The 26,492-nt window shown below is 59.7% G+C and carries 32 protein-coding genes; 19 read left to right on the top strand and 13 right to left on the bottom strand.

Annotated elements, in window-relative coordinates; genetic code table 11:
• Positions 1–61: 61 nt before the first annotated feature.
• Positions 62–1,249: an alpha/beta fold hydrolase gene (locus ISS99_RS17070; RefSeq protein ID WP_239538152.1), complete on the bottom strand. Its 1,188-nt coding sequence runs from the start codon at positions 1,247–1,249 to the stop codon at positions 62–64.
• 788 nt (positions 1,250–2,037) lie between these two features.
• Between ISS99_RS17070 and ISS99_RS17065 the strand changes: the two genes are divergently transcribed.
• From ISS99_RS17065 to ISS99_RS17055, 3 genes are all read left to right on the top strand, one after another.
• The gene (locus tag ISS99_RS17065; RefSeq protein WP_204632834.1) at positions 2,038–2,520 is read left to right on the top strand and encodes a lysozyme family protein; all 483 of its coding nucleotides are present in this window, start codon (positions 2,038–2,040) and stop codon (positions 2,518–2,520) included.
• Between the two features lie 70 nt (positions 2,521–2,590).
• The gene (locus ISS99_RS17060) at positions 2,591–3,127 is read left to right on the top strand and encodes a hypothetical protein (protein WP_204632833.1); all 537 of its coding nucleotides are present in this window, start codon (positions 2,591–2,593) and stop codon (positions 3,125–3,127) included.
• A 56-nt stretch (positions 3,128–3,183) separates the two neighbouring features.
• Positions 3,184–4,338, top strand: coding sequence for a hypothetical protein (locus ISS99_RS17055; protein WP_204632832.1), 1,155 nt, complete (start codon positions 3,184–3,186; stop codon positions 4,336–4,338).
• 77 nt (positions 4,339–4,415) lie between these two features.
• Here the strand turns inward: ISS99_RS17055 and ISS99_RS17050 are convergent, their stop codons facing one another.
• Positions 4,416–4,994 (bottom strand): hypothetical protein, encoded by a 579-nt coding sequence (locus ISS99_RS17050; protein ID WP_204632831.1) that lies wholly within the window; start codon positions 4,992–4,994, stop codon positions 4,416–4,418.
• A 452-nt stretch (positions 4,995–5,446) separates the two neighbouring features.
• On the opposite strand from ISS99_RS17050, the gene ISS99_RS17045 reads away from it, so the two are divergent.
• On the top strand, positions 5,447–6,607 hold the full coding sequence (locus tag ISS99_RS17045) for an MFS transporter (protein ID WP_204632830.1): 1,161 nt from the start codon (positions 5,447–5,449) through the stop codon (positions 6,605–6,607).
• A 190-nt stretch (positions 6,608–6,797) separates the two neighbouring features.
• On the opposite strand, the gene ISS99_RS17040 is transcribed toward ISS99_RS17045, so the two are convergent.
• Positions 6,798–7,802, bottom strand: coding sequence for a hypothetical protein (locus tag ISS99_RS17040; RefSeq protein WP_239538150.1), 1,005 nt, complete (start codon positions 7,800–7,802; stop codon positions 6,798–6,800).
• 133 nt (positions 7,803–7,935) lie between these two features.
• On the opposite strand from ISS99_RS17040, the gene ISS99_RS17035 reads away from it, so the two are divergent.
• The 9 genes from ISS99_RS17035 (at position 7,936) to ISS99_RS16995 (ending at position 12,436) form a co-directional block, all read left to right on the top strand.
• Complete coding sequence (locus ISS99_RS17035; protein ID WP_204632829.1) at positions 7,936–8,271, top strand: FAD-binding monooxygenase; 336 nt, start codon at positions 7,936–7,938, stop codon at positions 8,269–8,271.
• 136 nt (positions 8,272–8,407) lie between these two features.
• Positions 8,408–8,722: a RebB family R body protein gene (locus ISS99_RS17030; protein WP_239538148.1), complete on the top strand. Its 315-nt coding sequence runs from the start codon at positions 8,408–8,410 to the stop codon at positions 8,720–8,722.
• Positions 8,723–8,758: 36 nt separating this feature from the next.
• The gene (locus tag ISS99_RS17025) at positions 8,759–9,259 is read left to right on the top strand and encodes a hypothetical protein (protein WP_204632828.1); all 501 of its coding nucleotides are present in this window, start codon (positions 8,759–8,761) and stop codon (positions 9,257–9,259) included.
• A gap of 65 nt (positions 9,260–9,324) precedes the next feature.
• Complete coding sequence (locus ISS99_RS17020) at positions 9,325–9,678, top strand: hypothetical protein (protein WP_204632827.1); 354 nt, start codon at positions 9,325–9,327, stop codon at positions 9,676–9,678.
• Between the two features lie 27 nt (positions 9,679–9,705).
• On the top strand, positions 9,706–10,107 hold the full coding sequence (locus ISS99_RS17015) for a hypothetical protein (protein ID WP_204632826.1): 402 nt from the start codon (positions 9,706–9,708) through the stop codon (positions 10,105–10,107).
• Positions 10,104–10,325, top strand: a complete 222-nt coding sequence (locus ISS99_RS17010; RefSeq protein WP_204634034.1) for a Ras family protein — start codon at positions 10,104–10,106, stop codon at positions 10,323–10,325. The genes ISS99_RS17015 and ISS99_RS17010 overlap by 4 nt, the downstream gene beginning before the upstream one ends.
• Before the next feature lie 3 nt (positions 10,326–10,328).
• Positions 10,329–10,553: a hypothetical protein gene (locus ISS99_RS17005; protein ID WP_204632825.1), complete on the top strand. Its 225-nt coding sequence runs from the start codon at positions 10,329–10,331 to the stop codon at positions 10,551–10,553.
• Positions 10,554–10,557: 4 nt separating this feature from the next.
• Positions 10,558–11,259: a hypothetical protein gene (locus ISS99_RS17000; RefSeq protein ID WP_284343791.1), complete on the top strand. Its 702-nt coding sequence runs from the start codon at positions 10,558–10,560 to the stop codon at positions 11,257–11,259.
• A 76-nt stretch (positions 11,260–11,335) separates the two neighbouring features.
• Positions 11,336–12,436, top strand: coding sequence for a hypothetical protein (locus ISS99_RS16995; RefSeq protein WP_204632824.1), 1,101 nt, complete (start codon positions 11,336–11,338; stop codon positions 12,434–12,436).
• 68 nt (positions 12,437–12,504) lie between these two features.
• On the opposite strand, the gene ISS99_RS16990 is transcribed toward ISS99_RS16995, so the two are convergent.
• The 3 genes from ISS99_RS16990 to ISS99_RS16980 all read right to left on the bottom strand — a co-directional run bounded on the left by ISS99_RS16990 (position 12,505) and on the right by ISS99_RS16980 (position 14,559).
• The gene (locus ISS99_RS16990) at positions 12,505–12,738 is read right to left on the bottom strand and encodes a tautomerase family protein (RefSeq protein ID WP_204632823.1); all 234 of its coding nucleotides are present in this window, start codon (positions 12,736–12,738) and stop codon (positions 12,505–12,507) included.
• Between the two features lie 42 nt (positions 12,739–12,780).
• Positions 12,781–13,491, bottom strand: coding sequence for an SDR family NAD(P)-dependent oxidoreductase (locus ISS99_RS16985; RefSeq protein ID WP_204632822.1), 711 nt, complete (start codon positions 13,489–13,491; stop codon positions 12,781–12,783).
• A gap of 96 nt (positions 13,492–13,587) precedes the next feature.
• A complete protein-coding gene (locus tag ISS99_RS16980) occupies positions 13,588–14,559 on the bottom strand; it encodes a LysR family transcriptional regulator (RefSeq protein ID WP_204632821.1) in 972 nt (323 codons plus the stop codon).
• 368 nt (positions 14,560–14,927) lie between these two features.
• On the opposite strand from ISS99_RS16980, the gene ISS99_RS16975 reads away from it, so the two are divergent.
• Together ISS99_RS16975 and ISS99_RS16970 are read left to right on the top strand one after the other, a co-directional pair.
• Entirely contained in the window at positions 14,928–15,260 is a 333-nt protein-coding gene (locus tag ISS99_RS16975) for a hypothetical protein (protein ID WP_204632820.1), read from the top strand.
• 106 nt (positions 15,261–15,366) lie between these two features.
• A complete protein-coding gene (locus tag ISS99_RS16970) occupies positions 15,367–15,618 on the top strand; it encodes an XAC0095 family protein (RefSeq protein WP_204632819.1) in 252 nt (83 codons plus the stop codon).
• Positions 15,619–15,994: 376 nt separating this feature from the next.
• Here the strand turns inward: ISS99_RS16970 and ISS99_RS16965 are convergent, their stop codons facing one another.
• From ISS99_RS16965 to ISS99_RS16950, 4 genes are all read right to left on the bottom strand, one after another.
• Entirely contained in the window at positions 15,995–16,357 is a 363-nt protein-coding gene (locus ISS99_RS16965; RefSeq protein ID WP_204632818.1) for an addiction module antidote protein, read from the bottom strand.
• A gap of 108 nt (positions 16,358–16,465) precedes the next feature.
• Positions 16,466–16,759, bottom strand: a complete 294-nt coding sequence (locus ISS99_RS16960; RefSeq protein WP_204632817.1) for a type II toxin-antitoxin system RelE/ParE family toxin — start codon at positions 16,757–16,759, stop codon at positions 16,466–16,468.
• A 248-nt stretch (positions 16,760–17,007) separates the two neighbouring features.
• A complete protein-coding gene (locus tag ISS99_RS16955) occupies positions 17,008–18,009 on the bottom strand; it encodes an alpha/beta fold hydrolase (RefSeq protein ID WP_204632816.1) in 1,002 nt (333 codons plus the stop codon).
• Positions 18,010–18,175: 166 nt separating this feature from the next.
• Positions 18,176–19,159, bottom strand: a complete 984-nt coding sequence (locus ISS99_RS16950) for a GlxA family transcriptional regulator (RefSeq protein ID WP_204632815.1) — start codon at positions 19,157–19,159, stop codon at positions 18,176–18,178.
• Between the two features lie 48 nt (positions 19,160–19,207).
• Between ISS99_RS16950 and ISS99_RS16945 the strand changes: the two genes are divergently transcribed.
• The 3 genes from ISS99_RS16945 (at position 19,208) to ISS99_RS16935 (ending at position 21,796) form a co-directional block, all read left to right on the top strand.
• Entirely contained in the window at positions 19,208–19,948 is a 741-nt protein-coding gene (locus tag ISS99_RS16945; protein WP_204632814.1) for a nuclear transport factor 2 family protein, read from the top strand.
• A gap of 281 nt (positions 19,949–20,229) precedes the next feature.
• Positions 20,230–20,694 carry a hypothetical protein gene (locus ISS99_RS16940; RefSeq protein WP_204632813.1) on the top strand — a complete coding sequence of 155 codons (465 nt, stop codon included), beginning with the start codon at positions 20,230–20,232 and terminating at the stop codon, positions 20,692–20,694.
• 112 nt (positions 20,695–20,806) lie between these two features.
• Positions 20,807–21,796, top strand: a complete 990-nt coding sequence (locus tag ISS99_RS16935; protein ID WP_204632812.1) for a TolB family protein — start codon at positions 20,807–20,809, stop codon at positions 21,794–21,796.
• A gap of 74 nt (positions 21,797–21,870) precedes the next feature.
• Here ISS99_RS16935 and ISS99_RS16930 read toward each other — a convergent pair whose 3' ends face one another.
• On the bottom strand, positions 21,871–22,581 hold the full coding sequence (locus ISS99_RS16930) for a hypothetical protein (protein ID WP_204632811.1): 711 nt from the start codon (positions 22,579–22,581) through the stop codon (positions 21,871–21,873).
• A 455-nt stretch (positions 22,582–23,036) separates the two neighbouring features.
• A complete protein-coding gene (locus tag ISS99_RS16925; protein WP_204632810.1) occupies positions 23,037–23,810 on the bottom strand; it encodes a CPBP family glutamic-type intramembrane protease in 774 nt (257 codons plus the stop codon).
• A 589-nt stretch (positions 23,811–24,399) separates the two neighbouring features.
• On the opposite strand from ISS99_RS16925, the gene ISS99_RS16920 reads away from it, so the two are divergent.
• Positions 24,400–25,305 carry a hypothetical protein gene (locus ISS99_RS16920; protein WP_204632809.1) on the top strand — a complete coding sequence of 302 codons (906 nt, stop codon included), beginning with the start codon at positions 24,400–24,402 and terminating at the stop codon, positions 25,303–25,305.
• Positions 25,306–25,352: 47 nt separating this feature from the next.
• On the opposite strand, the gene ISS99_RS16915 is transcribed toward ISS99_RS16920, so the two are convergent.
• Positions 25,353–26,294, bottom strand: a complete 942-nt coding sequence (locus tag ISS99_RS16915) for an alpha/beta hydrolase (protein WP_204632808.1) — start codon at positions 26,292–26,294, stop codon at positions 25,353–25,355.
• Between the last annotated feature and the right edge of the window lie 198 nt (positions 26,295–26,492).

The following is a 26,492-nucleotide window of genomic DNA, read 5'->3' as shown; positions in this document are numbered from 1 at the left end:
TATTCGCTGCCTTGCTGCGAGGAATGGCGGTTGCCGCCATTCCTCGCGCCCATTCCCATCTTTATTGATCGCGCGCAACTTCCGCCGGCGCCGCGTCGCCGGCTTTCTGTGCCAGCGGCAGCGCATCGGTCACCAGATGCACGAGGAACCGGCCCGGCTGGTCCTGCATGATCATGTGCGCCGAATCGGCAAATACCACCAGGTGTTTGGAGGGAGCCTGGATCTTCGCGAACCACTGCTCGGTCAGCTCGTACGACGTGGTGTAGTCATGTTGGCCCACGAACACGATGACCGGGCAGCCGAAGTGCGTCACGTTGTCGAAATCGACGGCCAATAGCGGCTTGGCAAGGTACTTGAATGAAAACACCGCGCCTTTGCCGATGGCGTCGAGGTCTTCTTCGCTGTAGTCGGGCGACAGCTCTTCAGCATCGTCTTCGAACTTGTAGTCGTGGCGACCGTAGGCGAGGGCACCGTAATACATCTCCCACTTGCTGCGTATACCGATCGCCTTCAGGCCAATGCTGTTGCCGGGGTAGGGGGCAATCGATTCCAGTTCGCGCACGGCCTCGGCGTTGCCTTCCGCCTTGGCGTGTTGCAGGGCGAAGGCATAGCCCGCCTCTTCGTTGTGTCGGCCGTTCACGACCTGACCGACCGAGATATAGGCGTAAAACCAGTCAGGATGCCGTTGTGCCAGCGTCACGCCCAAGACCGTGCCCCAGGAATGGCCAAGCAGGAAAATCTTGCTCTTGCCATAACGCTGGCGGAGGTACTGCACCACTTCGGCTGCGTCGTTGGTCATGCCGTCGATGCTCATGCCCGGCGCCATCGCCTCTTCGGTATTGGCCCGATAGGTTTTGCCGGCGCCGCGCTGGTCCCATTGCACGACGGTGAAGTAGTCCTCCCACGGGGTCTGGAACGTATACGCTTCGGGCATCGCCGGCGAAGCCGGACCGCCATGCAGGAACAGCAGGATGGGATTGCGGCGATCCTTGCCGCGGATCGACAGCCACTGATCGATGCCCCCGATACGCACCTTGATTTTCTCGTCGATACCCTGGGGCGAAACGATCTTGCGATTGCTGTCCAGTATGCGCGTGACGTCGTCGCGCGACATCATGGGCGTTTTGCTTTGCGCTGATGCGGCCGTGCTGGACGCGCCGGCAGGTGCGGTGGCAGACACCGCGGCAAGGGAGGTCCCCCCTGTCATCAGCGCAAACAGGCAAAGAACAGGTACGCGAAACTTGATCAAGGAAACTCTCCTGGTGGTAAGCAAGCCATCCGCCGAGACCATGCTGCGCAGGCGATCGTTGGTGGCAGGTAGATCCGGATAACCCTGTTCGCACAGCGACAGGGCGTTGAACAGGATTTAGCAACTCACGTGCCAAGCGTAGAGTCGCGGTGGAATCCGTTCAATTCAAAGGTTTGCCGCTGTGGGTTGATCCTGGTTGCCGTCCGCGGACAAACCACGGACGTCCGGATTCGGACGCGGTGCCGGATTGTAAGGAAAGGCGAACCGATGCGGCTGGCTTTTTTTTGCGCGCCTTCCCGCTGGCGGAGCGGGGCATGTCTCACGCTACAATGTGCCCTGACGACCCACGCCTGCACGAGGCTGGTCGCCAGGCTGCAGGGAACAGGGAAGGCGGCGAACGGGGCTAGAGACGGCTTTTCAAGGAGCGGCAAGCAGCATGCATGACAGGAGCAGGGGGGCTTTGGCGGGATTCGTCAAGCGCAGTGGCGCGAAGCCTTGCGCATTGCGCCGCAGCCGGTCGGCAAGGCGGCCATCCCTTCATCGCGATATCGACCCAGGCGCCATCTTCTCTTGCTGGCACCAGCGTGCCGGGAAACCCACGCCGGGAGCCATCCGGCTGCAAAGGCAGAATCGGAAGCTGCGGCCTGCGCGTGCTCATTGGGCGTTGCCTACCCACGGCGGTAGAGACGAGAGCGGCACAGACCGCGACAACTTCAACGGATAAACGGGAATTCGGCATGGCTGCCAGATGGCGGTCGTGAAAATCAATTCAACACAGGAGTGTAGATGTGACCGTCACCATTTCGCAGAGTGATCTTGATAACACCAACGTCAAAGCGTTTTTGAGATTGATACGCTATTGCGAACATCGCAGGGAAGACGACGGCGTATATTACGTCGTATACGGAGGCGGCCGTTTCACCGATACCAAAGAGCACCCCAATATCCGGGTTTATGACAAGAGCGACATAAAAAAGAAGAACCCGCATACCCCGGCAGGTGCCTACCAGATAACGTACGGGACCTGGAGTGGAGCGAAGAAGCGAGGCGTCGTCTCCGACTTCACTCCCGCGCAGCAGGACAAATTGGCGGTATGGATCATCGCCAGCGAGGGTGCCCTGGACGATGTCGAAGCTGGAAATCTCGATGAAGCCTATAAAAAGCTGAAAGGCCAATGGTCCTCGTTGCCGGGAGCCTCGCAATCCCACATCAGCGCCGTCGACGCCAAGGCACGGTTCGACCGCTACGTCACGGAATGCGCAAAGAAGTAATCGAAACAGATGAAACGGCGACGCCTGCCGGGCGTCGCAGAAATACAGACGGCTCGTGAAGGGAAAGATCATGCGAAAACTGCATACCACGTTGACGGCGGGATTTTGCGCGCTGGCCATGGGCATCGCGCTGGCCGATCCGCCGCCGCCGCCGCTCGCCATTCATCACGTCGAGAAAAGCCTCAGCTGCGGGGATGCGCAGCTGAGCATCAAAACCGATTACGCGCTGCCGCCCGATGTGACCAGCGTGGCTTGGACCGCGCAAAGCATCACCCTGAAAAGCGCCGCTCATCCAACCCCGGTTTCGCTCGCGCTGGAAAGCAAGCCGTTGCACCTGGCCTATTATCCGCAGGGAACTGCGTTGGACAGCGTCATACTGGGCTGGACCTGCCTGAAAACGGCCAGCGGGAAGCACTATATTTTCCTGGCGTATACCTGCACCCCTAGTCCGGAGCGTCCCCAGTGCAATGCAGACGACGAATCAGGCAACTGGGACAGCATTCTGGATACTTCGGGCAAGCGCATGAGCGATAAGCAACGCGACAGCCTGGGCATCAACCGAGCGATCGGCGACCAGATCAAGCTCGAAGATACGACGGATAATTGACCAGCGCTCACGCCCAATACGGTATTTGCGATGATCAGCGGATCAGGGGAATAACCATGCGCTTGAAATGGACAGTCATCGGCATGCTGCTCGCGCTGTGTCTCTTTGCGCAGAGCCTGGCCTTTGCCGACGACGACGCGAAACCGGATGTTTTCAAGGGCACCATCGGCCAGGCAGCGGTGGTGATGAGCCTGTACGCCGAAGCGAGTTGGGGCAACTACTTTTACGAGAAGTACAAGCGCGACATCGTTTTGCGCGGTTCCGTAAAAGGCCACGATTATCAGCTTTTCGAAGGGCTGGATGACGACGGCGACCGCACCGCCAACCAGATGCAGCTGCATCGGGACGGCACTCACCTGACGGGCACTTACACCAGCGCCAAGGGCAAGACATTGCCGGTTGTGCTGGAGCTGGTGCCGTCCGGTTCCGTGCCTGAGCCGCGCCCGGATTTGAAGCTGGAGGCGGATGATGCTGGAAAGCTGCTGGCGGGCGGCGATTACAACCGCTTGCGGCTTGCCGGCCTGCAGCTGGCCCCGCAGAAAAAAGAAACTTTCGATGGCGGCTACACCATCCAGTGGTATCTGGAACCGCGCTCGGGAGAACGCCTGTTCCGCCTGGTGGCCGGCTGGCCCCAGGCAGCCATGACGGCGATCAATACCCAACTGGAAGCTGAGCAGTTTAATAACGCCTTGGCTTCACTGGGCTGCGCCGGAATGGGGCAGACTCCCAGCGAGGTCACGCTGGAACGCGTCGATAGCCAGTTTTTGAGCGCGATGATCTCCGCGTCGTGGTCTTGCGAGGGGGCTGCGCACCCCAATGCGGGCGTCTACGGCATCACCTTTGATACCCGGACCGGCCAGGAGCTGTCGCTCAACGATCTGTGGTGGCTCGGCAAGGGCGCGAAGCCAAAGAAAGACTCCGATGCGGATATGGATTACCAGGACAAGGTATTTGCGCCGACGGTCGTGCATCTGCTGACTCAGTGGCATCCCAAGGAAATGAGCAAGCCGACGGATGAGGATGCCTGCGATTACTCCGATCCCCAGGTGTGGAACCTCGTCACCTATTGGTTGACCGACGACGGGTTGGAGTTGTACCCAAGCTTCAATCACGCGCAGGAAGGGTGCCAAAGCGACACGGATTGGGCGGTTATCCCCTATGGCGTGCTGGAGAAGGCCAATCCCGCGTTGTATGGGAAGCTTGCGAAGTAGGCGGCACTGGATGGTGCTGGCGGTCCACTTTCCGGGCACGGAGAGTGAACCGATCGCCGTTTCTGCGTTTCCCCGATTTACAGCTCCCGCGTCGGGCCAAACGCTCGGTCGGTGCGGGTTCTCGCATAAAAGTGCCAGCCGTCTGCTTTCTTTACACCAATGATGTTGGCGCCTTCGATGATGTAATACTCATCCGCCTGCTGGGTGGCGATGGCGGACGGGCGAAGCGCGATAAACACGGCGTGGCCGGCGCCTTGGATCAGGTTGTAACGCGCCACGTAGGCTGCATTGCCGCCCGCGAAGAAGTTGTTGTGTTCCACCGTGAGGTTGTTGCGATCCGGGCCGTAGGCCAGGAATTGGCAGCCGGACAAGTCGGCGGTGAGGAACAGCGAATTCTGGTTCGACAGCGCGATGTTGTTGTTCTGGTTGGGCGTGGCGCCAAGGTAGAAGGCGTTGAAGTAATCCAGCAGGTCTTTCCATCCCGCCGGTTTCAACAGATTGCCACCGCCGCCCGCGCCAGCGTCTTCGAAGCGGAAACTGCCATTGCCCGTCGCCAACGCGCCGGCCGCGCCGATATAGCTGGCGGTGGGGGTGACGAACCGGTGCGTCATGATCCAGGTTTGCGGAGAACCCGAAAAATCGCTCGTTACGCTCATGGTCGTTCCTTTGCGTCAAAAGAGAACTGGATCATTGGTCGGGTACGTGCCGGCCGACCCCAAACGGAGCAAGCCTGGGGTCGTCGACGTTGCGAGTAAGAGCGCCAAAAGCCTGGCATGCACGTGCCTCCCCCGATACGTGCGGCAACGGGAAGTCTAGGGCCTGTTAGCACTATTTTCGAGACCCGGCCCGAAGGGTTGCCGTTGAGTGGCCGCCATGCGGCACCAGCTTGGCAGCCAGCCAAGTCAGTGCCGCGCACTACCACCTGACGGCCACTCAACGACAACGCGGGCTACGAAAATAGTGCTAACAGGCCCTAGCAAACCGGCGGGTATCCGACGCAGCTTCCATATTTGACAAAAAATCAAAGGTATTTGGCCCATGGACGGCTTAATCGGCAAAGCCAAAGCCGCCAAACTGCGCTCCAACGGCTATGAGAGGAGTGCCTGCAATGAAATCCAGGGCAGCATTGTTGGCACTCGCCATCGGTGCCTTTTGTATCGGTACTACCGAATTCACGCCCATGGGGCTGTTGCCAGTTATCGCCAAGGGCGTCGGGGTCGGCATCCCCACGGCGGGCATGTTGATCACCGCCTATGCGGTGGGGGTCATGCTGGGTGCTCCGGTGATGACGTTGCTGCTCAGCCGCTACCACAAGCGCACGGCGCTGGCGTCGCTGATGGCGATCTTCACCGTGGGCAACCTGCTTTCCTCCATCGCGCCGAACTACGGCATGCTGCTTTTGTCCCGGCTCGTCACCAGTCTCAATCACGGGGCATTCTTCGGCATCGGTTCGGTGGTCGCGGCGAGTCTGGTACCCAAGGAGAAGCAGGCCAGTGCGGTGGCGGCCATGTTCATGGGCTTGACCATCGCCAATATCGGCGGCGTGCCGGTGGCCACCTGGATCGGTCAGCAATTGGGATGGCGCCTGGCGTTTGCCGGCACCGCCGGATTGGGGATTATCGCCATCGTTGCGCTTCGATCGGCGTTGCCGGCGTGCGAGCGCGGCACCGTGCCGGACGTGCGCAAGGAGTTGAAGGCCATCATGCATCCGTCGGTGCTGATCGCCATGGGTACGACCGTGCTCGGCGCGGGTGCCATGTTTACGCTTTATACGTATGTCGCGCCGGTGCTGGCCAACGTGACCGGTGCATCGGGTACCTTCGTCGCCATGTCGCTGGCATTGATCGGCATCGGCTTTACCCTTGGCAACGGGCTTGGCGGGCGCTTGGCGGATTGGTCCCTGGATGGTGCAACCAAAGTGCTGCTCGCCGCACTCGCGATCATCATGGTGGTATTGCCGCTTGCCCTCACCACGCACGTGACGGCAGCGATCGGTTTGCTGCTCTGGGGTGCGGCCACTTTCGCCGTAGTGCCGCCGCTGCAAATGCGGGTGATGGCGGCTGCCGCGGATGCACCGGGGCTCGCATCGTCCATCAATGTGGGTGCGTTCAACCTCGGCAATGCCCTAGGCGCCGCGCTCGGCGGTAGCGTCATCAGCCTTGGCCTTGGCTACGCAGCGGTGCCCATGGCGGGCGGAGTGTTGGCCGCGGCGGGGTTGGCGTTGGCCTGGCTGGGGCGTGTCCGCGCACCTGCTTTGGCTTCGTCGTAAGCGCAGGTGTTGGCTGTTCGAGAGGCGCAGCCAGGCTTCCATCCGAGTCGGGGAGGGAAGCTGGCTGCGTTGCCGTTCTGCAGATCGCTACACTTTTCCGTTTGAATACTTGCAATGGATGGTTACGTAACGGCCGGCCTCGTAGACGTCACCGAGCAGCCAGCAGCCTGATTTGCATCGGCGCCGTACTTCAAATCGAGCACGTGTCATCGACCACCTCGCGCAAGGCGTAGCAGATCGATGCCGCCAGCTCTTCCTGATCCCTTATGCCGAATTGCAATGAACGGTCGAAATGGCGCGCCCAGGTTATCCGGTTCAACGAATAATCCACCATGCGCATGGACGTCCGAATGCGCTCGCCGTCGACTCTCAGGCTTCCTTCGATCAACTTGCGGGGCGAGGCTCTCGGGTTTGCCGCGACGAGAGGCTCCGCCCGCATGAAGACGTTGCCGAACGCAGAAAACAGCTGGTTGAGCAATTCCTCGTAAAGCCCGTTGGCAAATGTCTGGCCTTCCGAGCGGTCGACGAGGCACTTGATCGGCTGCACCAGCAGGTTTCCGTTTTGCTCGACGTGTCGTTCCTGCGAAACGATGCGACGAAAGGTCGGCATGTACCGACCATTGGGAATGGTGATTTCCACGCCGCCCTCTTCGGTGTGCTGCACGTAATACGAAGCAAGCCTGTGACGAAGCCGGCCCACCTGAACCCTTATCGCAGGATCTTCGGAAATCAGGTCTTCGGGCTTTCTGTCGAATACTTCGATACCTATCGTGTATTCGCTGACGCTGCCTCGCCCTCCCGACATGGCCTGGTCCGTCAAAAAACGGAGCAAGCGCCGCATGCGATGGGCCCTGTTAAAAGCTTCGCTTGCGAGGATGGATTCACACGTGGCCCTGATCTCGTCTTCGGCGATATCTTGCGTTCCCCCTGTTTCCATATCCACAAAGCCCCCCTGGCCCTGTACTGAATACCGCCGCAATCTTGGGTGAGCCATTGACTGCAAAGTGTGTAGAACCAGGTTGCAGACAGGCCTCGCGCGGCCCGTCGTGCGGGCACTTGTGCGCGATTCGTCTCGTTCGCGCCAGACGAACCAATGGCTCGCAAGTAGCCAAAAAACCGGGATTCGGCGATGCAGGGAAGGCTTTCGGGACAAGTCGGGAACGATGCGGCGAGGCTCGCTACCGGCGTATTTCAATCACGCGTTGTTACGGTAACAACGCCGAACAGATACCGTAACGATACTTGTCCGTACCCCACCGGAACCTAAGATGAGCCATCGAGGTTGGCGCGGAATGCCGTGACGCCAGCTCATTCATCGAGGTGCACACATGCCCGCACAACTTCCTGAAGACATTGTCCAGTCGATCGCCATAGCCAACGCCAAATCGATCGGCGAGCAGCCCGCGATCCTGGCGAACCTCGCGCTCGCCCAGCAGATTTTCAACCAGAACATGCAGCAGCAGATCAGCATCAGTCAGCAGCAGGCGATGAATCAGGTTCAAATGGCAGCGGCCGCCAAGTGTGTGGCCATGATCGAAAGCGCCGGATGCAAGAATCAGTCGAGCATCGAAAAGATGGAAAAAGACATCGAAAAGATCATCGAGGAAATGGGGCGCATCATCGATAAAAAGGGCGATGACGGATCGTCTCAACAACCGCCCTGATCGACGGCCGTAGATCGATCGTCATTCAAGCGAATTCATTCGCTCTCAGCGGCAGCGAGAGCGGTGGATAAACTCGGCCTTCTTTTCACCAGCGAGGCCACCTCAATCAACCAACATCCGCGTAAGGAGAATCACTATGGCTGCTCTTCCCGAAGAAGTCGTAAGCGCCGTTGCCATCGGCAACCTCAAGGCCATTTCCGAGCAACCGGCCATGCTGTCCAACCTGGCTTATTCCAACACGGTAGCCAGCACCAATCTGTCGCAGCAGAACGCGGTGGCCAACCAGCAGGCGATGAACGAGCTCGGCTTGTCCATTGTCGCCAAGGCCTCCAACACCATCAGCAACCTGGGGCCGTTGGAAGCCCGCTCGGCGGTGGACATCCTCACCAATAACGAACTTGCGCAGACCATTGCCGACCTGAAGGCCACGCTGCAGGCGTTCAAGAAGTAATGGCGCTAGCAGGGCCGTCAAAACGGAGGGCATAGCATGCTTGACGAACAGGTAGTCACCGCGGTGGCCACGGGTAACCTCAAGGCGATTTCGGAACAACCCGCCTTGCTGTCCAACCTGGCCTACAACAACGCGGTAGCCAGCAACAACCTCGGCCAGCAGAACGCCGTGGCAAACCAGCAAGCCGGCAACGAAATGGGTCTGTCGCTTGTGGCGAATGCGACCAACACGATCAGCAATCTCGGTCCGTTGGCCAGCCGTTCTGCGGTGGATGTGCTCACCAATAACGAGCTGGCTCAGACCATCGCTGACCTGAAGTCCGCGGTGCAGGCGTTCGATCCATCGAACGCTTCGGGTGGGGTCCTGAAGGTGGGTCCCTTTACGCTGAGCCTCGATGGCCAAGGCAGGCTGGTCATTGTTCCGACTAGGCGCGAAGACTTTGAATTTGTGATCCCTGGGGGATTTACCAGGGAGCAAGTAGAAGTCAGGTCTGATCCGAATGTGGGTATTCGGATTCGGGTGCGGGAAACCAGGTAATCGACGTGCAACGTTGAGGAAGGGATGGACTGGACGCCATCCCTTCCATTCCAAAGGCGGGGAATATGGAAACCATCGAAATCATCGAGTTTGATTCCGGCGGCAGTGCGCCGCCGGTGCCACCCAAACCACCGGCGTTTCAGCTGGCATGGACGCCGGTGTGCGAACAGCCGGCCATGCTCAGCGACCTCGCTTACAGCAACCAGGTGAGTAGTACCAACGTGGCGGGGAAGTCACAGGTAAGCAACCAGGACGCTTTGAACCGCCTTAACCAGATGATCTTGGCCAAGGCCGTGACGGCCGTCCAAGCGACGGGCCCCAAGACTGCGCGGTCCGATGTGACGGTGTTGACGTCAAACAGCATCGCGCAGGAGTTGGCCGACCTGAAGGCGGCGATAGCGGCCTTCTCGTCTTCGTAAGTTTCGATACGGACGCAGGAGTTTGACGTGGATGACTTCAACAGTTTGATCATCGAACAGATTAATCAGCAACTGAAGTCGGGGTTCGCCTCCAGTTTGCAGGAGGACAAATTTTGCGTCGTTAAAACGGGCATCGGCAATATTGTCTCGGTATTGCCCGCGCAATCAGCCAAAGAAAGCGCCGACCAGGTTTTCGGTCCCGACACGTTCAAGGCGTGCAACAACTATGTGAACAACTACTCCGTCTCCCTGATTTCGCGCACGGAGATCTATTGCGTCGTGAGAAAGGACGACGAAGGGGATCCCGAGGTGGTGCTGGTGAATTCGATAAGCGACCGCGACGACGTGATTTTCGGTCCCAATACCTTCGTCGCGTGCGATCAATACAGGAGGGCCTATCAGAAGGTAGATGAGAGGGGTGAAGCGTGAACGAGAAGCCATCACTTGCGGAATGGAACGCGATCGTGCAGAGCATCGCCGTCTCGATGACGACGGTTGCCACGAATATTGCGATGCTCGGCGTCGAAGGCGATGCCGACGAGCAAATGAGGATCATCACGGAAGAAAACAACAGCGTGCTCGACCGCATTCGCGATCTTTACAACATTCCAAAACTTCCCGTGGCTTCCAAACTGCCGGAGGACTGAAACGTGGCCGCGACCGGAAGCATTGTCGAGATACCTCAGGCGGCTGCGGCGGCTTTGAACGCGGTGGCGATCCCCAGCGCTGAGGCCGGCTACACCTTCATGATGCAGATTCTTGGCAACGAGGCCACGCCGCTCATATTCGGATCGTTGGCGTTGAGCGCTGCCGCGATCGTTGAAGGCTTGGCGATGTACGAAGCCACCACGGCACTCGTGCGTACGGTGGAGTAGTGCCGTGGCAGCCAAGCCCTTACCCCCGCGGCCGCTGCCGGAACAACTCGTGGTGGTGGCATTTACCAATGCCTATGAGCAGTTGCCATGGCCGGATCGCGCGCCGTCGGCAGAGGGCGATTTTTTTGTGGTCATGGCCGACAGCAAGGATGTGAGCGTGCCATTGCGGACTATCGAATGGCTGACGCTTTCGACGCCGGTCGCGCTGGGCCCCGGAGTGAGCCGGATTGACTACAAGGCCACCGATAACACGTTGAGCAAGCGCCGCGTCGAAGCTCCTGTCGTGGTAAAGGGAACGCACTACTCCGTGGTTTTCCTGCAACAACCTGGCTTGCTGGTGCAGGACGAGTTGACCCGAACGCTGAATTGCCCGCTGAACCTCGATTGCCTGATCGCGATCTGTTTCATCGCCGATCTGATCAACAAAATTCCCCTTCCGCCCATCCGGCTGATCGTGCTGGTGGTGGCGGTCTTGGCTCTGGTTGCTTTGGGTTTTGTGGTCGTGGCTATACGCGCCGCGTTTGCGGGCGTGCCCGAGCCCAAGCCGCTTTCCACCGACACGAACGGTGTCCCCATCGTCGTCGTTCCGGGCGTCTCCGTACCGCAGGGCTTGCCGCTGGCGAACGTGAGAGCGGAGGACCAGACCATCGCCCTGCAAACAGTCAAAGAGATTTACTGGCTGATCAAGCAAGTCGCCGCAGGCTGAAGGCAGGTTTCGCCGCTGCCCAAGCCACCTTGATGGAATCCGCTTCCATCCACCATCTGACGGAGTGCAAACGACCATGACCATAACCATGCGCGAGTCTGAATACTTTCTCGATAAGCCCCGTTATACCTCGATGCTTCCGCTGAGCTACGTGGTGCCTACCTTTCTGCCGACACCCACCACCAGCGTGACGGCCCGCGCCGGCGTTCCGAGGATTTCGCTCGATGACAAGGACCTTCAAGCGCGGGCCCAGCGCTTCTTGAACGTGTTGTTTTGGACTGCCGAGACCTTTAGTGGTACGGGGGGTATGAATGATTCCGATACATTGAAGGTTTTCATGGCGCCCGAATTTTATTTTCGCAGAGCGTCGGACCACGAGGCGCTTGCCGGAAAGTTCATGTCGAGCACGAGTTTTGGTTCCTATCCTGAAGAGTCCCGGTACGAGCTTGCCGAAGCGCTTTATGGAGCTATCCAGGGTTCGTCACTGTTCAAGGATTGGATCATCGTTGCCGGAACGATCTGTTCCGTGCTTGCGGATTCATCAAGACCGCAAATGAATCTTCTTAACACTGCCATCATGCTGCGCGGCCAGCGCAGCAGCATGGACAGCAGCGTTCCATACATCCTCATGGAGAAGCACTACATCTCCGACATCGATGGGCCACACCGTAGCTTTCATGCCAACCGGGATCCAACCACGGTTTACAGCTTTGCTCTCAATCCCGATCAGCGTCTTGACAATCTGATCTTTTGGGATGGCATGAGCGTTGGGCTTGAGGTCTGCCTGGATCACAGCAAACAAGTGCTGAAAAACGCCATGAATACGCTGAGAAGGGTGCTTGGCCCCAATGCCAGTGAGCTTGACCTGCAACTGATTACGTCGTGTGGCATGGATATTTCAGCGGATTCCGTGTCAGTACGTGACGGCGCGCTGGTCATGCTGACGGATGGGATGTCACACCCAAGCGATTTTGACGAGCCCGAGGTTCAGATCGGACGCTATGACGCGGTGGCGAACAGGGTGGAGATGTTGGATTCGACGTATTTTAATTTCCAAGAACTGCCCACAACGACGGACTATCAAGTGCTCGACTACGGCATGGGACGGTACGTGGCCCTGGGCAGACAACAAGGAGTTCGCGTGGGCACCGCGACACTTCCCCTTTGGCTTCCGTAACATTTAGGCAAGAGCGGGCGGGTTCACTTTTTTCAAAGTAAGTGAACCCGCACTCACTGGGTGTTGCTTTACCTGTGCGTTGCCTGCTGCTTTCGCCGCTCGGGTACCGGCAAACCGCCCCATCCGAAACTGTCCAGCTCGACTTCCTCGATCACGACGAAGGTCGAATCCAGCGGCTTGTGCAAGACATCGAGCAACAACTGGCTGGTTCCCTTGATCAATGCCGCCTTTTCTTCGGCGGTGGGGGCGTTGCGGCCTGGGCCGCTACCCTCGCGGGTAATGGTGATGCGGACGATGGGCATAACGTGTCTCCTGCGCGTGTGTGCGTGGGTTGAATACTGCGATCAGTGGCCGGCGCTCTGGCCGCCATCCACGTGCAGAATTTCGCCCGTAACGAAGCCGGCGGATTCGAGGTAAAGCACCGCTTCGGCGACATCGCCGATCTCGCCCATGCGGCCCACCGGTTGCAGCGAAGCGAGCGCGCGATGCGTTTCCGGTGCGTGCATCGGGGTCTTGATCGTGCCGGGCGCCACGGCGTTGACGCGGATGCCGCGCTTGGCATATTCGATCGCCAGCGACTTGGTGGCCGCGTTGAGGCCGCCCTTGGTCAACGAGGCCAGTACGGACGGCACGCCCTCGACGGCGTACTCGGCAAGCGTGGTGGTGATCGTCACGATGTGACCGCTGCTTTGCTTCTCCATGGCGGCCGTGGCGAGCTGCGTCACGTGGAAAAAGCCGGTGAGGTTGACGGCAAGAATGTTGGCGTAATCCTCTGCCGTGTACGCCGTGAACGGCTTGGCCACGAAGATGCCCGCGTTATTCACCAGCGTGTCGATGCGACCAAAGCGCGACAGGGCTTCCTGCACGATGCGCTCGGCCACTGCGCGGTCGGCAATGTCGCCGGGTATGGCGATGACGTCCGGATCGCTGGACGGCTTGATCGAACGCGAATTGGCCACGACGCGATAGTCGCGATCGCGAAACGCCTTGACCAGGCCGGCGCCGATACCCTGCGATGCACCGGTGATGAGGGCGACTTTGCGTTGAGTGTTCATGATGGATGGCTCCAGTAGAGGGAAGGGGGATGTTGATCGGCACGTTGTTGCCGACGCCTTCAATCTAGGAGCACGAGCCGGATTAGCGAATCCCTGCTATCCGGCAGTCACTCTTCCGCGTCGCGGAAGAATCGGTGCGCTTGGCTGGGTTTCCGCATCTCTGGTCAGGGCCGCAAATTGCTTGCGCAGGCGCGGCAGTGCGAAGTCCACGAAAGCGCGCACTTTAGGCACCGACAATCGCCCTTGCGGCGAAACCAGATGCACCGGGAAGGGCGGCGGTTCGGCATTGGCAAGCACGATGCGCAGCTTGTCTTGCTTGATTTCCGGGGCGACGTGATAGGAAAGAAGGCGGGTAACGCCGTGCCCTTCCACGGCCGATGCGATGGCGGCGCGCACGTTGTTCACCACCAGGCGCGGCGTGAAGGAAACCGAGCGCGGCACCACGGATCCTTCCGGCGGCGGAAAACTCCAGGAATCCATACCCGAGTGTTGCATGGCGATAATCGGGTGCTTGGCCAGGTCGGCGGGCTCGGCAATACGCGGATGCGTAGCCAGATAGCGAGGCGATGCAACGATGACCCTGCGTACCTCGCCAATGCGGTGCGCCACCAGGCTCGAATCGGCCAGGTGGCTGATGCGCAAGGCCAGGTCCATGCCTTCATCGATCAGATTCACCGGGCGCTCCAGCAGGTACATGCGCACGCTGACCGTCGGGTGTTCGTCCATGAAGGCATCCACGATCGGGCGCAGCAGTTCCACTCCGGCGAAAACCGTCGCGGTGATGGTCAGCACGCCACGTGGCACGGAGCGTTCCCCGGCTGCATGGCGATCTGCTTCGTCCAGGTCTGCCAGCAACTTGCGGCAAGCGGCGGCGTAGCGTTCGCCGGCCTCGCTGAGCCGGATCGAGCGCGTGGTCCGGTGGAGCAGCGGCACGCCCACGTGAGCTTCCAGAAAGGCGATGGCGCGGCTGACCGCCGCGGCCGAACGCCCGGTTTTGCGGCTCGCGCCGGCGAGGCTGCCTTCGTCGAGGGCAGTAACAAATACCTTCATGGCGTCGAGGCGATCCATGGGAATCTCGCTTGGGTTTCGGCGCACGCAGTGTGCTACAGCTCGGCTGGCCAGGTCGACTCTTTCAAGCGGCGTCACTGTCGTGCATTCGGTGCGCAGCAAAGCCGGGTTGCTTTGAACGGTCAATCACCGTTACGCGCCCTGGTACGGACCATTCCTATGAATGAAACGCCTTAATGATTCGTGCAGTCACGAAGCGGCGAGCGCCTACATACGCGCGTTTCGCATCTCGTTATTTTGGGCTTGCCATCGATGCTGGCTTCTGCGGCGACATCGATGGCCATGGCAGCAATGCTGTGTAGAGCGCGGAACGTGAGAGCTGGAACTCCCACGAACCGCTAACCAACCAACTAGGAGTATTAGTTGATATGGCTGTGCCAGATCATACGTCACTCTCGCGCCTGTCGGGTCTCCCCGACCACCTGTTCACCCATCTTCCCGGCGCTCCGCCGGATGGCGTGGACATGAACGAGGACGCGCTACTGGAACTGCACTCCGCGCTGGCGGGCATCGAGGACGTCAAGCACGTCATCACGTGCCTACTCGCTGACAGCGATGCCTTTCGTGAAGTGTTGGAAAGTGGCCGTGATACGCCCCCTCGCTTGTGGCCGTTGCCTTCGATGGTTTACGGCAGCTTGCTGGTGGCCATTCACTTCCTCGACGAATGTGCACTCATGCTTCGGCGTGATGCGCACGGGTAACGCGCCAGGGTCCGCATGATCGTTACCGCGGCACACCCCTGGAGGTGGTGTGCCGCACCTGGTGCGAGCGTGCGGGCATTAATCCGTACGAAAAGGAACTAAAGCCATGGCAGGAAAAGCCAACCCCACCTTGCCGCGCGCCGGCGAGACGTATTACCAGCTGCCCGAGTCGGCACACCAAAAGCTGGGTGAACTTCGCGACCAACTGGATATGCTCGCCCATCTCACCGAGCGTCATTGCTGCGCTGAAGACGAAGCCTTGCAGCTATCGTCTATTGCTCTGTCGCAATGCTTTGCCCGCTTTGCGGTGGCGGTCGGTGAAGCGGTGGAGGCGTGTCTCGCACCAAATGGGCATTGACGCAGGTTGGCATGACAAGCGCTTCAAAACTAGAATCGAGCCGCCTATGCGGTGGCTTGATTCCAGGGTTATGACCTTCCGATGCACCAGGCCGTTGGCGTGTTGCCCGGCGACTGCAAATGCCGGCCTGATTGCCGAACGGCTTCTTCAAGATGGAAAAACCCTGTTCCACCAGCGCCGCCGGCCAAAGTGATTGCGCGGGCTGTTTTTTTCTCTTGAAGCTTCCCGCAGAGGATTGGAAAGCAGTTGCGGTCTATAGCCCGAAGTCGCGTGGATGTGGCCTAGGTTGATTTGGGCCCCGAGTACGAGTGCTGGTAGGTGTGCCTTCACTCGTGGACGTTCACCGATATTGGAGATGGAGAACGTCAAAAAGGTATTATTTCGAAGTGTGTAGCGATGCTCTCGTCGATTTGGCTTTGCCCGACTTGCTTGCAGCCGGAGCGCGGGTCTTTTTCTTCAAGGGCTCTATCGTCAGTCTCAATCCGATTGCATTGAGAACCTGCGAGATGGTTTCAAAGCGCGGTTGTGCGTCTACTCGAAGTGCTTTGTACAGGGCTTCGCGGGTCATGCCGCTTGATTGGGCAATTTCACTCATGCCACGGGCCTTTGCAATCTTGCCGAGGGCTTCGGCCAAAAGGCCGGCATCTTTTTCTTCAAGGATGGCTTCCAAATAAGTCGCAATGGTCTCTTCGTTGTCCAGATATCGGGTCGAGTCGAATTTTGTGAATTTGGTTGCCATCTGTCTAAACCCTTCGGTCGGACACGTGCACGAACACTGGTTATCAGTTGCATTATTTTCCCGTGCAGCGGGCAGGGCGGGCCGGGCCGCACTTACCCTGTCACGTACTTACTTGCGGTATTCCTTGGCGATCTTTACAGCCTGGGCAATGTCCTTCGGTTGCGTGGATTTATCACCGCCTGCAAGCACTACTAAAATGATCTTGCCGTGGATCTTGTAGTAAAGACGGTAGCCGGGGCCAAAATGTTCCCTCATCTCCGAAATACCGTTGCCGACAGGCTTCGTGTCTCCAAGTAACCCTCGCTCTGCCTTATCCAGCCGCGCAATGATTCGACCGCGAGCGTGCTTGTCCAGCGATGTCAGCCATTCGTCAAACTGACTGGAGGTGATTACCTGATACACGTCGCTTGGACTCTGCGCACATCGAGGGAGCAATCCTTGGCCTTTCCCCCGACGGGACTGTAATCGAGCGGATACTTTGTGTCAATGATCGATTACATGCGACCAGGTTGATCGCCCTGCGTGCCAGGCGAAATAGGAAAGCCGTCGGTGGAGCACGGGTACTTCCATGCTGCAATCCGGATTTCCAGGATCTTCCTGCGATGCGCTGTCCAGTTCTATTTATATAGCCTGCAATTTGTACGTTTCATCTATCGCCTTGCACTTACGGCAAAGCCATGAGAGACGAACGCCTCATAGGCTTGATCGAGCCCGGAGCGCGAATCGCGCGGAAGATATTCCGGCGTTGCGGCGAATACGGTCAGCGGACCGTCCGCGAAAAAGCGCAATACTTCCTGTACGACGGCCGAGTCGCGCAATACGCGCCGGTGCCCCAGTCCTCGCGTCACCATCAGTTGTGCGGCTGGCCAGGACGCGGTCAAGGTGCGTGCGTGCGCAAGCGGAACCTCCTTGTCTTCCACGTCGTGGATAACCAGCAACCGCTGTTGCTTGTGCGCAGGTTCCAGTGTGGTGATATCCAGGTAGGACCAGGGGTGCCCAAGCCAGCGCTCGACGCCTTTGCTGAATTCGGCAACGACTCTTTTATTGGCGCCAATGGCTTGCGCGAAGCCCTCGATGGATGCCGCGGGATGGACGAAGGGCGCGACGAATACGATATTGGCCGGCGGCGTCCATCCCGCACGCATGGCCAATGCCAGCGCCGTGCATCCCCCCGAGTGGGCAATGATGCCCGCCACGGAAGATTCGCCTGACACCACGATTTGCAGCGCGTCGGCAAACTCGAAGAAGGTGACGCGCCGTTTGCCGAGCCGGCTTGCGGCGGAAGCGCCATGGGCTGGCGCGTCGAAGGCAATGACGCGAAAGCCCGCGTCGAGCAATGGCGCGACAAACGCCTGCATCTGGCCCGCGTGTCCGCCCCAGCCGTGCAGGAGAATCACGGTGGGGCCATCGTTACCCCAGGCCCACGCCACCACCTTTCGTCCATGCACGTTGAAATGCAAACGCTCGCCGCCATCGAGCACGGCCTGGTCCGCGGCGCGGGGTTTTGTTCTGGGCGCGGAGAACCACAAGCGGTTCATGAGGTTTGCCGCGTAGGTTGGATTGAGCGCGCCAAGGATGCGCATGCCTGCGCGTAACAGGCGCCGGCTCGGTGCGATCCACGCGGGCGCGGGTTGTGGCGGGTGCGATGTCATGAGGTGGGTGCTTCTCGTTGATGAGGGCAGGGGAGCTCGCAGCATGGCGCCCGGCGATGGGCATCCATGCACGATCAACGAGATCGAAGTTAGCAGTCGCTTCTGGCGCGGTAAGCGGGCTGGCCGGCCAGATTGATAGGCGAGTTCGCCATGGCTGCGCGATGTGTCAGAACACCGTGACGTCGGCGACGTGAAAGCGCTTGCGGAACGTCGCCGGCGTCAAGCGCGTGCGGCGGGCAAACAACCGCGAGAATGTCGCCACGTCCAGATAACCCACTTCAGCGGCGACTTGCGCAACGCTGAGCGTGGTCGTTTCCAGCAGCAGCTTGGCGCGCTCGACGCGAAGATCGTGCAAAAGCTCCAGCGGCGAACGTCCCGTTTCCGCGCGGAATTTGCGCAGCAGCGTGCGGCTGGAAAGGTTGAAGGCATCGGCAAGCGTATCCAGCCGGTAACGATCGGCAAGGCGCTTTTCGAACCACGTGCTTATCGCGCGCTCCAGCGATTCGCGTCGCTTGTGGCTGAGGCGATGATCGAGATAGGTGGCCTGGCTGCGCGGGCTGTGATCGATCAGGCTGAAGCGGCCCACCGCGCGCGCAAGGCTGCTGCCGACGCTGTCGCGGATCAGCTGCAGCGCGAGATCGCCATAGGCGGTGAACGCACCGGAGGTAATGATCTCGCCGGCGCGAACCAGCACGGCATCGGGTATCACCTCCACGTTGGGATAGCGCCGCGCCATCTCTCCGGCGAGCGCCCAGGCAGTGGTGGCTTGCCGTCCGTCCAGGATGCCTGCGTCAGCCAGCAACAGACTGCCACCGCAAATGGAGGCGATCTTGCGTTGCTCCACCGCGCGCCGGATAAAGGCTTTTTCTTCGTCCAGGCCAGCCAGTGCGGTGGTGATTCCCTCGATGTTGTCGAAGTCGAACGCTGGCACCACCAGCAAATCGAACGGCATCGGGGCGAGCACGGACAGCTGCGCGCCGCCGGCAAGACGAACCTGGCCGGCCTTTGTGCCGATGATCGATATGGAGAACGGCGCCGGTGCATCCGGTGAACGCAGCAGGCTGATGCGATTGGCCACCAGCAGCACGTCCGACAGCCCGAGGACCTCGGCGCCCATGCATCCGTCGTAGGCAAGAATGGCGATCCGCACGACTGCTCCTTTCGATCGATTCCGGGGCTTAAGCGTGGCGATTTCGCCATGGGTGTCAAGCACTCCCGCTTGCGTGCGGTTGTCTGGCGGCCCATCGAGAAGGGTAAAGAAACCACGATGATTCAAGGTTATGCACGCACCGAAGGGATGATTGCGTGGAAGGTCTTGGCGATGCAGGCAATGAGGTTGGCGAGATTGCACAAGGCGATGGCAAGCGTTCGGCGAGATTGCCCGTCGATCTGTCGCTTCGGCCAAGTGACCAGGCTAGGTGGCCGATCTAGGCTGATCCGGTCGGCTTCCCCCGCCGATCCCATGCACGGACCCATGCAGCGCGGCATCGCGTTGGCGAGCTTCGTGCCCCAGACATGCCAACTCCCTGGAGCAACCATGCCCGAGCTTAGCGTTGTGAGCAGTTTCGTTTCATTGGTGGAAAGCGGCGAATTTGTCGAAGCGTTGCAGCGCTTCTACCACCCTGCCGCCGTCGTGTGGGAGAACCGGCAGACGTCGCGTATCGGCCTCGATGCGCTGATCGAAAACGAGCGGCGGGTGCTGGACACCTTCGCCAGCGTCAGCGGCCGTGCGATGCAGGTGATGGTCGACGGCGACAACGTCATCATCAATTGGCGCTTCGAGTTCTCCAGCGCTGCCGCCCACCTGACGCTGGACGAGGTCGCGGTGCAGGAATGGGTCGACGACAAGATCCTGCACGAACGGTTCTACTACGACCCCGCCCAGTTGCGGCCGGAGGCTCATGCCGGTGCCGACGCCCGGCAGGCCGCTGCGTCGTGAGTACGGCGTTCCTCGCGGTGATCGGGCGGCATGCCGCGAATGCTGCTTAGGCAGGTTGGTCGGCCACGCTGCCGTGTCGCCCCGCGGGCTTGCGCTTGTCGAGGGGGCGATTTCTAATGCCGTTGTAGTTCTTGCAGGTGCCTGGGTGTTTCGGGTCACCTGCAAGAGGGTGAAAGCAACGCGGCGAGACGGTGCAAATCCGTGCGGCCAGAAGATTTCCGGGGGGAAATGGTGACTTTGCCATTCGATCAGATGAGCATCGCGGACCGGAGGGCGTTCCGGTGAGGGCGGCCTGGTTGCTGTTGCTGCTATGCATTGCTGGCGGCGTGTATCACTACAAATACGCCGATCATCCCAATAGCGTAACGTCTGTCGGCAATGTCGATGACGGCAGTGCCGCGGACGAACACGGCTTTGTGCAACTGCCCGAAGTGATCGGCTTCGACACCTCCCGGGTCATGGTCGTTGCCGCGGAGAATTGCCCGCACGCCGATGCGCAGCGTGCCGATCATCTTGCCGAGGCGCTGCGGGACCGCGGCATTCCGGTTTCCCGTACGCACGAGGTGCGCTTTAACCCTGCGCACATCGATATGGCCGTTGCACAAAGAATCCCTTCCGTCATGGAAGGGGCATTGCCGATCGTCTTTATCCATGGACGGGCCAAGGGAAATCCCTCGCTTGATGAGGTCGTCGCCGAATACCAGGATGCATCGGCGGATGCATCGGCGGACTCCTCGGACCCCTGAGGTTCCGCTGGGGTGCTTTCCCCCATTTGCCCCGACGAATGACTTTAAGGACATGTAATAACCCCGTTCCCCTGGCTATACAGGCTGCGCCCAACCACCGCAGGGGATCGAAATGCTTCGCAGACCGATTTTGTCAGCGCTACTGGCCGGCCTGTGCGCCGCTACGAGTTGTTCGTTTGCCGCCGATGCGGCCAATCTGCCGCAGGTGTTCGCGCCGGGCACGGTGTCAGGCCCGGCAGGAGAGGCTTGTCCGGCCTTTACGCCCGACGGCAATACGGTGTTTTTCGACGTTGGCACCATGATTCTGGTGTCGCATCGCGCAAACGGCACGTGGTCCAAACCTGAGATTGCACCTTTCTCGGGCCGGTGGATGGATCACGATCCGACCATTTCCCCCGACGGTTCTTACCTGGTGTACGTCTCCAACCGGCCATTGAAGCCGGGGGATCAGGCGTTGGGCGCGACCATCAAAGGCAAGCTCTATCCGGCGCGCGGCGGCAACCTCTGGCGCGTGGACCGCAAGGGCAAGGGTTGGGGCGAGCCGGTGCATCTGCCGGACGCGGTCAATGCCAGCGATCGCACGTATGCCCCCAGTGTGGCCGCTGACGGCAGTCTGTATTTCATTCACCCGGACGCGGGCGGGGTCTTCCACATCTACAGCTCGACCTGGAGCCATGGCGCTTACCAGCCGCAGCAGCTCGTTGCAGTGGGCGATCCGTCCGACAGCACGCACGATCCGGCGATCGCGGCGGATCAGTCGTTCATGGTGTTCAACCTCGCCGATGCCAAAGACAGCGACATGGGCGATTTTTATATCTCGTTCCGCAACGGCGACCAATGGAGCAAACCCATCGACCTTGGCGAAGCCATCAACGGCAAGCCCGGCAAGTGGAGCCAGTGGGGTGCGCACATCGGGCCGGATGGTCACACCCTCTACTACACCAGCGATCGCACCGAGCAGGTGACCTATCCGCTTACGCCGCAACAGGCCAAAGCGCATTTGGCGGATATGGAAAGTTGGGATAACGGTGCCGACAATATCTGGTATGTGTCGCTGACGCCGTGGCTGGATGCGCATCGCACGACCGCTGCGGCCAAGTGAAAAAAATCGCCCCGGCTTTTTGGCCGGGGCGATAGTTTGTTTTCAAGCGCGTTGCATCGATCAACGATTGCCCGTTACCAGCCCGTTTCCGCACGCACCCACAAATTGTGGGTGCTTTGCGAACCCGAGTAATTCACCTGGTTGTTGCAACCGCCATAGGAATACTCGTTGTTCACCGTTGAGTCGAGTCCCGACGGGGTAGTGGGCGTCATGAACTCGACGTCGGCATAGGGAAGGCCGCTGCATCCCTGCGCGACTTCCGACGGGAAGTATTCGACGAAGCCACCCTGGCTGCTGCTCAAGGCCGTTTCGTAGCCAATGTCCCACGCGCCGATTTCGGTCGGCGTGCATACCGAGGAAGCGCGCGAATCGTTGAGGCTGCCAGCGACCTGGCAGGCGGTGTAGTCGACGATTTCGCCGTGCCACACGTCGGGATTGTGCTTGTCGCGATAAACGGTGAGGTTGTATTGATGCCCGGTAACGAAAGGCACCACCACCTGGCACGTCGTGCCACTGCCGGAATCGGCGCCGGTCGTGCAGTTTTTACTGTTGACTGCGCTGGACCCGGTTCCGAAAAAGCTGAAGTGCGCGTTGTTTTGACCATTGCCCGCCGGCTGCATGCCTATGTAGGCACCTTGCCCCGACTCATTGTTGGTGTCGACAAAGGAAAATTGCTGCGCAAAGAAATATCCGCTTGCGCTGGGTATGCTGAAGACCGTAAACGGAAAGGTGATGGATGTAAGCCCCGAAGCGGGGGCGTTTTGGAAAGCCCAGCTTTCGCTCACGATGCCGCCGATGGCGCAGTTGGTCGTTTGATAAGCAGGGGACGTGTTGCACCACGTTTCCGCAAACACGCGGGACGTGGGAAAACAGAAGACTAAAAAGGCCAGTAAGAGCAGACCCGTGCGGACCCTTGCTACATGCCCTGGACGTGTTGAGCCGGGGTGAAATGCCATAGCTACCTCCCTCCCTTCGTGAAAGAAAGCGAAAAATAACTGACAACGTTGTCCGGATATCAGAAAGAGAAAGTGTGAATATGTTCTCTTTTTGAAAGTAAAAGAAACAAAACGAAACTAGCGAGCCGAGAGGCTAGTCGCCCGAGACAGCCACTGTCAATAGTGGATTTTGTGGGTCTGGGCAGCGTTCGCCATCCCGCTCTTTACGGGAGCGAGGGCGACTTCGTAGGCGACTGCGATGGTGCTTCCAGGCAGGAAGGCGTTGCGTGTAAACCTTGGCCGGTTTATCCGTGCACGATGAGCGGCGTTGCGACGTGCAACATCAGGTCCGCGCAGAAGTGGGCCAGCATCGCGTGCTCCAGCCCATACTTCCAGAACAGCGTGCCGGTTACCAAACCGACCAGGGCGTTGAGCAAGATGATCCTGCCGATCAATACAGGTGTGTGTGCCATGCCCATGGCGAAAGCGGTAGGCAAATGTCCGATGCCAAACAGCACAGCGGCCAGTACGATCGCCAATACAAACATCCAGCTCAGTGCCTGCCGTTTGTTGAACAGTGAGAGCAGCCACACGAGCAGACTTACCACGAACAACCGCAGCAATATTTCCTCGGCCGTTCCGCCATACAGCGAAGCCAATGCGCCGCGCCAGGCCTGGCCGATGGGGGAAATGTTTGCAGCCGGCGATGCGAAGCCGGGCGTTGCAGCAGCCAAGGCTGCCACCACCACGCCCGATAGCAGTCCGGCGATCACGGCCACCAGCCAATGCGCGCGCAGAGCGGGCGCTTGATGGTGACGATAGACGAGGGCGCGCAACCAGGGCGCATCCAATCCGTTTTTCGATCCAAGGATCAATCCCAGCCATCCCAACAGAAAACTGGGAATGCCGCCTTGCAAGATGGCCACGATCCAGAAGGGCACATGCACTTTGGCCATGGTGGCCGGCTCCGTCGCATCCAGATAGGGCTCCAGGGCCAGGGTGGCGATGATTGCAAAGACGCCGAGCAGCAATGCGAGTTTCAGATGAGACTTGCCTGTCGACGTCGCGATCGCGGACATGGTTTTCCCCTTGGCTCACTTCGGAGTGGAATGTTCGAAGGCTATTCGCACCGGCCGGAGCGGCCATTTCGTTGACATCGAATGGGCGGTCGCAACGAACGGGGTGAGTATGACGCAGGGCTTTCACGGGCGACAAGCAGGCGGCGGACTGCACGTGTGGCAGGCGGTAGCCAATGCCACTGATGAGGAAGTCGTTCCGTTTCTGTCGTTGCCAAAACGCAGTGGCGTCGTGAACGGCGGCTCACTTACGTGAAACGTGGCTTGCCGATAACTTGCATTTTTCCTGCCCGCCTCACCGCAACGAGCCGTGCCTGCACTCCATCTTCGCGCGCGCTTGAGATCGCGTAGACAGTGGTTAAAGCCCGCTAAATGTGAGGCTTTTTTCACGATTCCGATTGCGCCTTTTTTGACGGTGAATTCACCGTTTTCGTCCCTAATCTCCCCGGCCGGGGGAGGCTCCGTGCGCGTGGCGCGGAGTTTGGAAGCGAGTGATATCTCTCAACCTGATGGGGAGTTTCAGATGAAAAATGGTCACGTACGTTGTGCCGTGTATCTGGCAGTTGTATCAGTGTTTGCGGGTGCCGTTGCGATGCCATCTGCTTTTGCCGCTTCGTCGGCACCGGACCTGGAGGCCCAGTTCCATGCCGCCTGGCGCCACACCATGCAGCATACGTCTGCACCGGCAAACGGCTGCTATCACGCGAGTTATCCCAGCACCGTCTGGTCCAAGGTCGATTGCGTGAAAGCGCCGAATCGCCTTTATTTGCCAAGGCACAAGCCCGAAGCGCAGACAGTCGGCAATGGCGACGATTACGCGGCAGTCGCTTCCTCCGGGGTGATCTCGCAGACAGTGGGAAGCTTTCCCAGCGTGTCGGGCGTCACCAGCGAAAGCGATGACGGCGAGAGCGACGATTATTCGCTGCAGCTCAATTCGAACTTCATGAGCACGGACGCCTGCAACGGCGTGTCGGGTTGCCAGGCTTGGGAGCAGTTCGTGTATGCCTCGGGCGAGGGCGAGGCCTTCATGCAGTATTGGCTGATCAACTACGGGGATACCTGTCCCAGTGGCGGCTGGATGTCTTACCAAGGGTCCTGTTACATGAACAGCGCGGCGGTTACGGTGCCGGATGACGACATCAGCGATCTTGCGAACATGACGCTGACCGGCACCGCCGTAGCGGGTGGCAGCGACACGCTGACCTTTGCCGACGGTACCGAAGCCTATAGCACCAGCGGCGACGACAGCGTGGTCGACCTGGCGACGGCCTGGCAGGCTTCGGAGTTCAACATCATTGGCGACGGCGGCGGATCGGAGGCGGATTTCAACGCCGGATCATCGGTCACGGTCAACGTTTCATTGAGCGACGGCTCGAGCGATGCGCCCACCTGCGCTTCGAATGACGGCACCACCGGCGAGACCAACAACTTGAATCTCGGATCCTGTTCGGCATCGGGCGGATCGACGCCCTCCATCCAGTTCACCGAGTCGAACTGAATCGGTGTTTGGCCCTTGACCGGGTTCTCCGGTCAAGGGCCAGGCTTTCACTGTTTCATCACGCCGATGGTTTGCAGCCACGTATCGACCAGTTGCGGCCAATGGGTAATGGGAAGCGAGGTGGGACGCAGGCCGAAAGCATGTCCACCGTGTGCGTAGAGATGCATCTCGGCAGGTACGCCGGCCTTCTTCAGTGCAGCGTAGTAAACCAGCGACTGGTTGACGCCATCCTCGTTGTCGTCTTCGGCTTGCACCAGAAAGGTGGGCGGCGTATCGCGGGAAACCGGAACGTTGGGGTTCAATTTGTCGTCATCGGTGGCCAGATGTCCGGGATAAACGGCAATGGCAAAATCCGGACGGCTGCTTTCCCGGTCGGCGGCATCGATCGGCTTGTACCAGCGATGCGTGAAATGGGTGCTTACCTCGGCCACCAGATACCCGCCCGCTGAAAAGCCGAGCACGCCAACCTCGTGCGGATCGACGTGCCATGCCGCAGCGTGCTGTCGCACCAGGCCCAGGGCTCGTTGGGCATCTTCCAACGCGGGTACGGGCACGGCGTAATCGTGGTCGCGGCAGTTGCATCGCCAATCGTAGGGCGTACCCGGCACGCGATATTTCAGCAGGACGCAGGTGATGCCTTTGGACGTCAACCAGTCGCAGACCTCGCTGCCTTCCAGATCCATGGCCAGTATTTCGAAACCGCCGCCCGGAAACACCACCACGGCGGCTCCAGTGTTGTCGCCCTTGGGGGTGTAGATCGTCATTGTCGGTTGCGACACGTTGCGAATGGCAAGCATGGTTTTGCCGGCGATCAAGGCCTTGGGGTCTGTCTCCACATATTCCGGGCCTGGCAGGGCCTGGGCATCAGGCGGCGTTCCCGGCCACAACGGTATTTGCACGTGTCCGGCGCCAGGTTGCCAGGTCGTTGTCGCTGCATAGGTGCTGCCGCACAGGCCTAGCAGGCTCAAGGCCACGATCCATGATTTCACGATGCTTCCCCTTGTTCGCGCCAGGCAGTGGCTGGCGATCCGATTGAATCCCGCCGCCTACATTGCCTGTCGTTCCGGTGCGGAGCCGGGCGCCGTGATGGAAATTTTCGGGCGAGGTTGTGTTGTCCGTGTGCTGTCCGGACAACGCGGACAGCTGTCCGCGGACAATCTCGGCTTATCCGTTCATCTTCTGAAAAT

The sequence above is a fragment of the Dyella mobilis genome, assembly GCF_016904945.1.
GTDB classification, from domain to species: Bacteria; Pseudomonadota; Gammaproteobacteria; order Xanthomonadales; family Rhodanobacteraceae; genus Dyella_B; species Dyella_B mobilis.
The sequence above is the reverse complement of the archived record's forward strand: the minus strand, read 5'-3'. Positions and strand labels throughout refer to the sequence as shown.

Bases quoted from the DNA above. Each gene is read 5' to 3' on its own strand.
- ISS99_RS17060 (WP_204632833.1), top strand. From the start codon at position 2,591: ATGCGAAAACTGCATACCACGTTGACGGCGGGATTTTGCGCGCTGGCC.
- ISS99_RS17055 (WP_204632832.1), top strand. From the start codon at position 3,184: ATGCGCTTGAAATGGACAGTCATCGGCATGCTGCTCGCGCTGTGTCTC.
- ISS99_RS17050 (WP_204632831.1), bottom strand. From the start codon at position 4,994: ATGAGCGTAACGAGCGATTTTTCGGGTTCTCCGCAAACCTGGATCATG.
- ISS99_RS17045 (WP_204632830.1), top strand. From the start codon at position 5,447: ATGAAATCCAGGGCAGCATTGTTGGCACTCGCCATCGGTGCCTTTTGT.
- ISS99_RS17035 (WP_204632829.1), top strand. From the start codon at position 7,936: ATGCCCGCACAACTTCCTGAAGACATTGTCCAGTCGATCGCCATAGCC.
- ISS99_RS17030 (WP_239538148.1), top strand. From the start codon at position 8,408: ATGGCTGCTCTTCCCGAAGAAGTCGTAAGCGCCGTTGCCATCGGCAAC.
- ISS99_RS17025 (WP_204632828.1), top strand. From the start codon at position 8,759: ATGCTTGACGAACAGGTAGTCACCGCGGTGGCCACGGGTAACCTCAAG.
- ISS99_RS17020 (WP_204632827.1), top strand. From the start codon at position 9,325: ATGGAAACCATCGAAATCATCGAGTTTGATTCCGGCGGCAGTGCGCCG.
- ISS99_RS16995 (WP_204632824.1), top strand. From the start codon at position 11,336: ATGACCATAACCATGCGCGAGTCTGAATACTTTCTCGATAAGCCCCGT.
- ISS99_RS16990 (WP_204632823.1), bottom strand. From the start codon at position 12,738: ATGCCCATCGTCCGCATCACCATTACCCGCGAGGGTAGCGGCCCAGGC.
- ISS99_RS16985 (WP_204632822.1), bottom strand. From the start codon at position 13,491: ATGAACACTCAACGCAAAGTCGCCCTCATCACCGGTGCATCGCAGGGT.
- ISS99_RS16980 (WP_204632821.1), bottom strand. From the start codon at position 14,559: ATGGATCGCCTCGACGCCATGAAGGTATTTGTTACTGCCCTCGACGAA.
- ISS99_RS16975 (WP_204632820.1), top strand. From the start codon at position 14,928: ATGGCTGTGCCAGATCATACGTCACTCTCGCGCCTGTCGGGTCTCCCC.
- ISS99_RS16970 (WP_204632819.1), top strand. From the start codon at position 15,367: ATGGCAGGAAAAGCCAACCCCACCTTGCCGCGCGCCGGCGAGACGTAT.
- ISS99_RS16965 (WP_204632818.1), bottom strand. From the start codon at position 16,357: ATGGCAACCAAATTCACAAAATTCGACTCGACCCGATATCTGGACAAC.
- ISS99_RS16955 (WP_204632816.1), bottom strand. From the start codon at position 18,009: ATGACATCGCACCCGCCACAACCCGCGCCCGCGTGGATCGCACCGAGC.
- ISS99_RS16945 (WP_204632814.1), top strand. From the start codon at position 19,208: ATGGGTGTCAAGCACTCCCGCTTGCGTGCGGTTGTCTGGCGGCCCATC.
- ISS99_RS16935 (WP_204632812.1), top strand. From the start codon at position 20,807: ATGCTTCGCAGACCGATTTTGTCAGCGCTACTGGCCGGCCTGTGCGCC.
- ISS99_RS16925 (WP_204632810.1), bottom strand. From the start codon at position 23,810: ATGTCCGCGATCGCGACGTCGACAGGCAAGTCTCATCTGAAACTCGCA.
- ISS99_RS16920 (WP_204632809.1), top strand. From the start codon at position 24,400: ATGCCATCTGCTTTTGCCGCTTCGTCGGCACCGGACCTGGAGGCCCAG.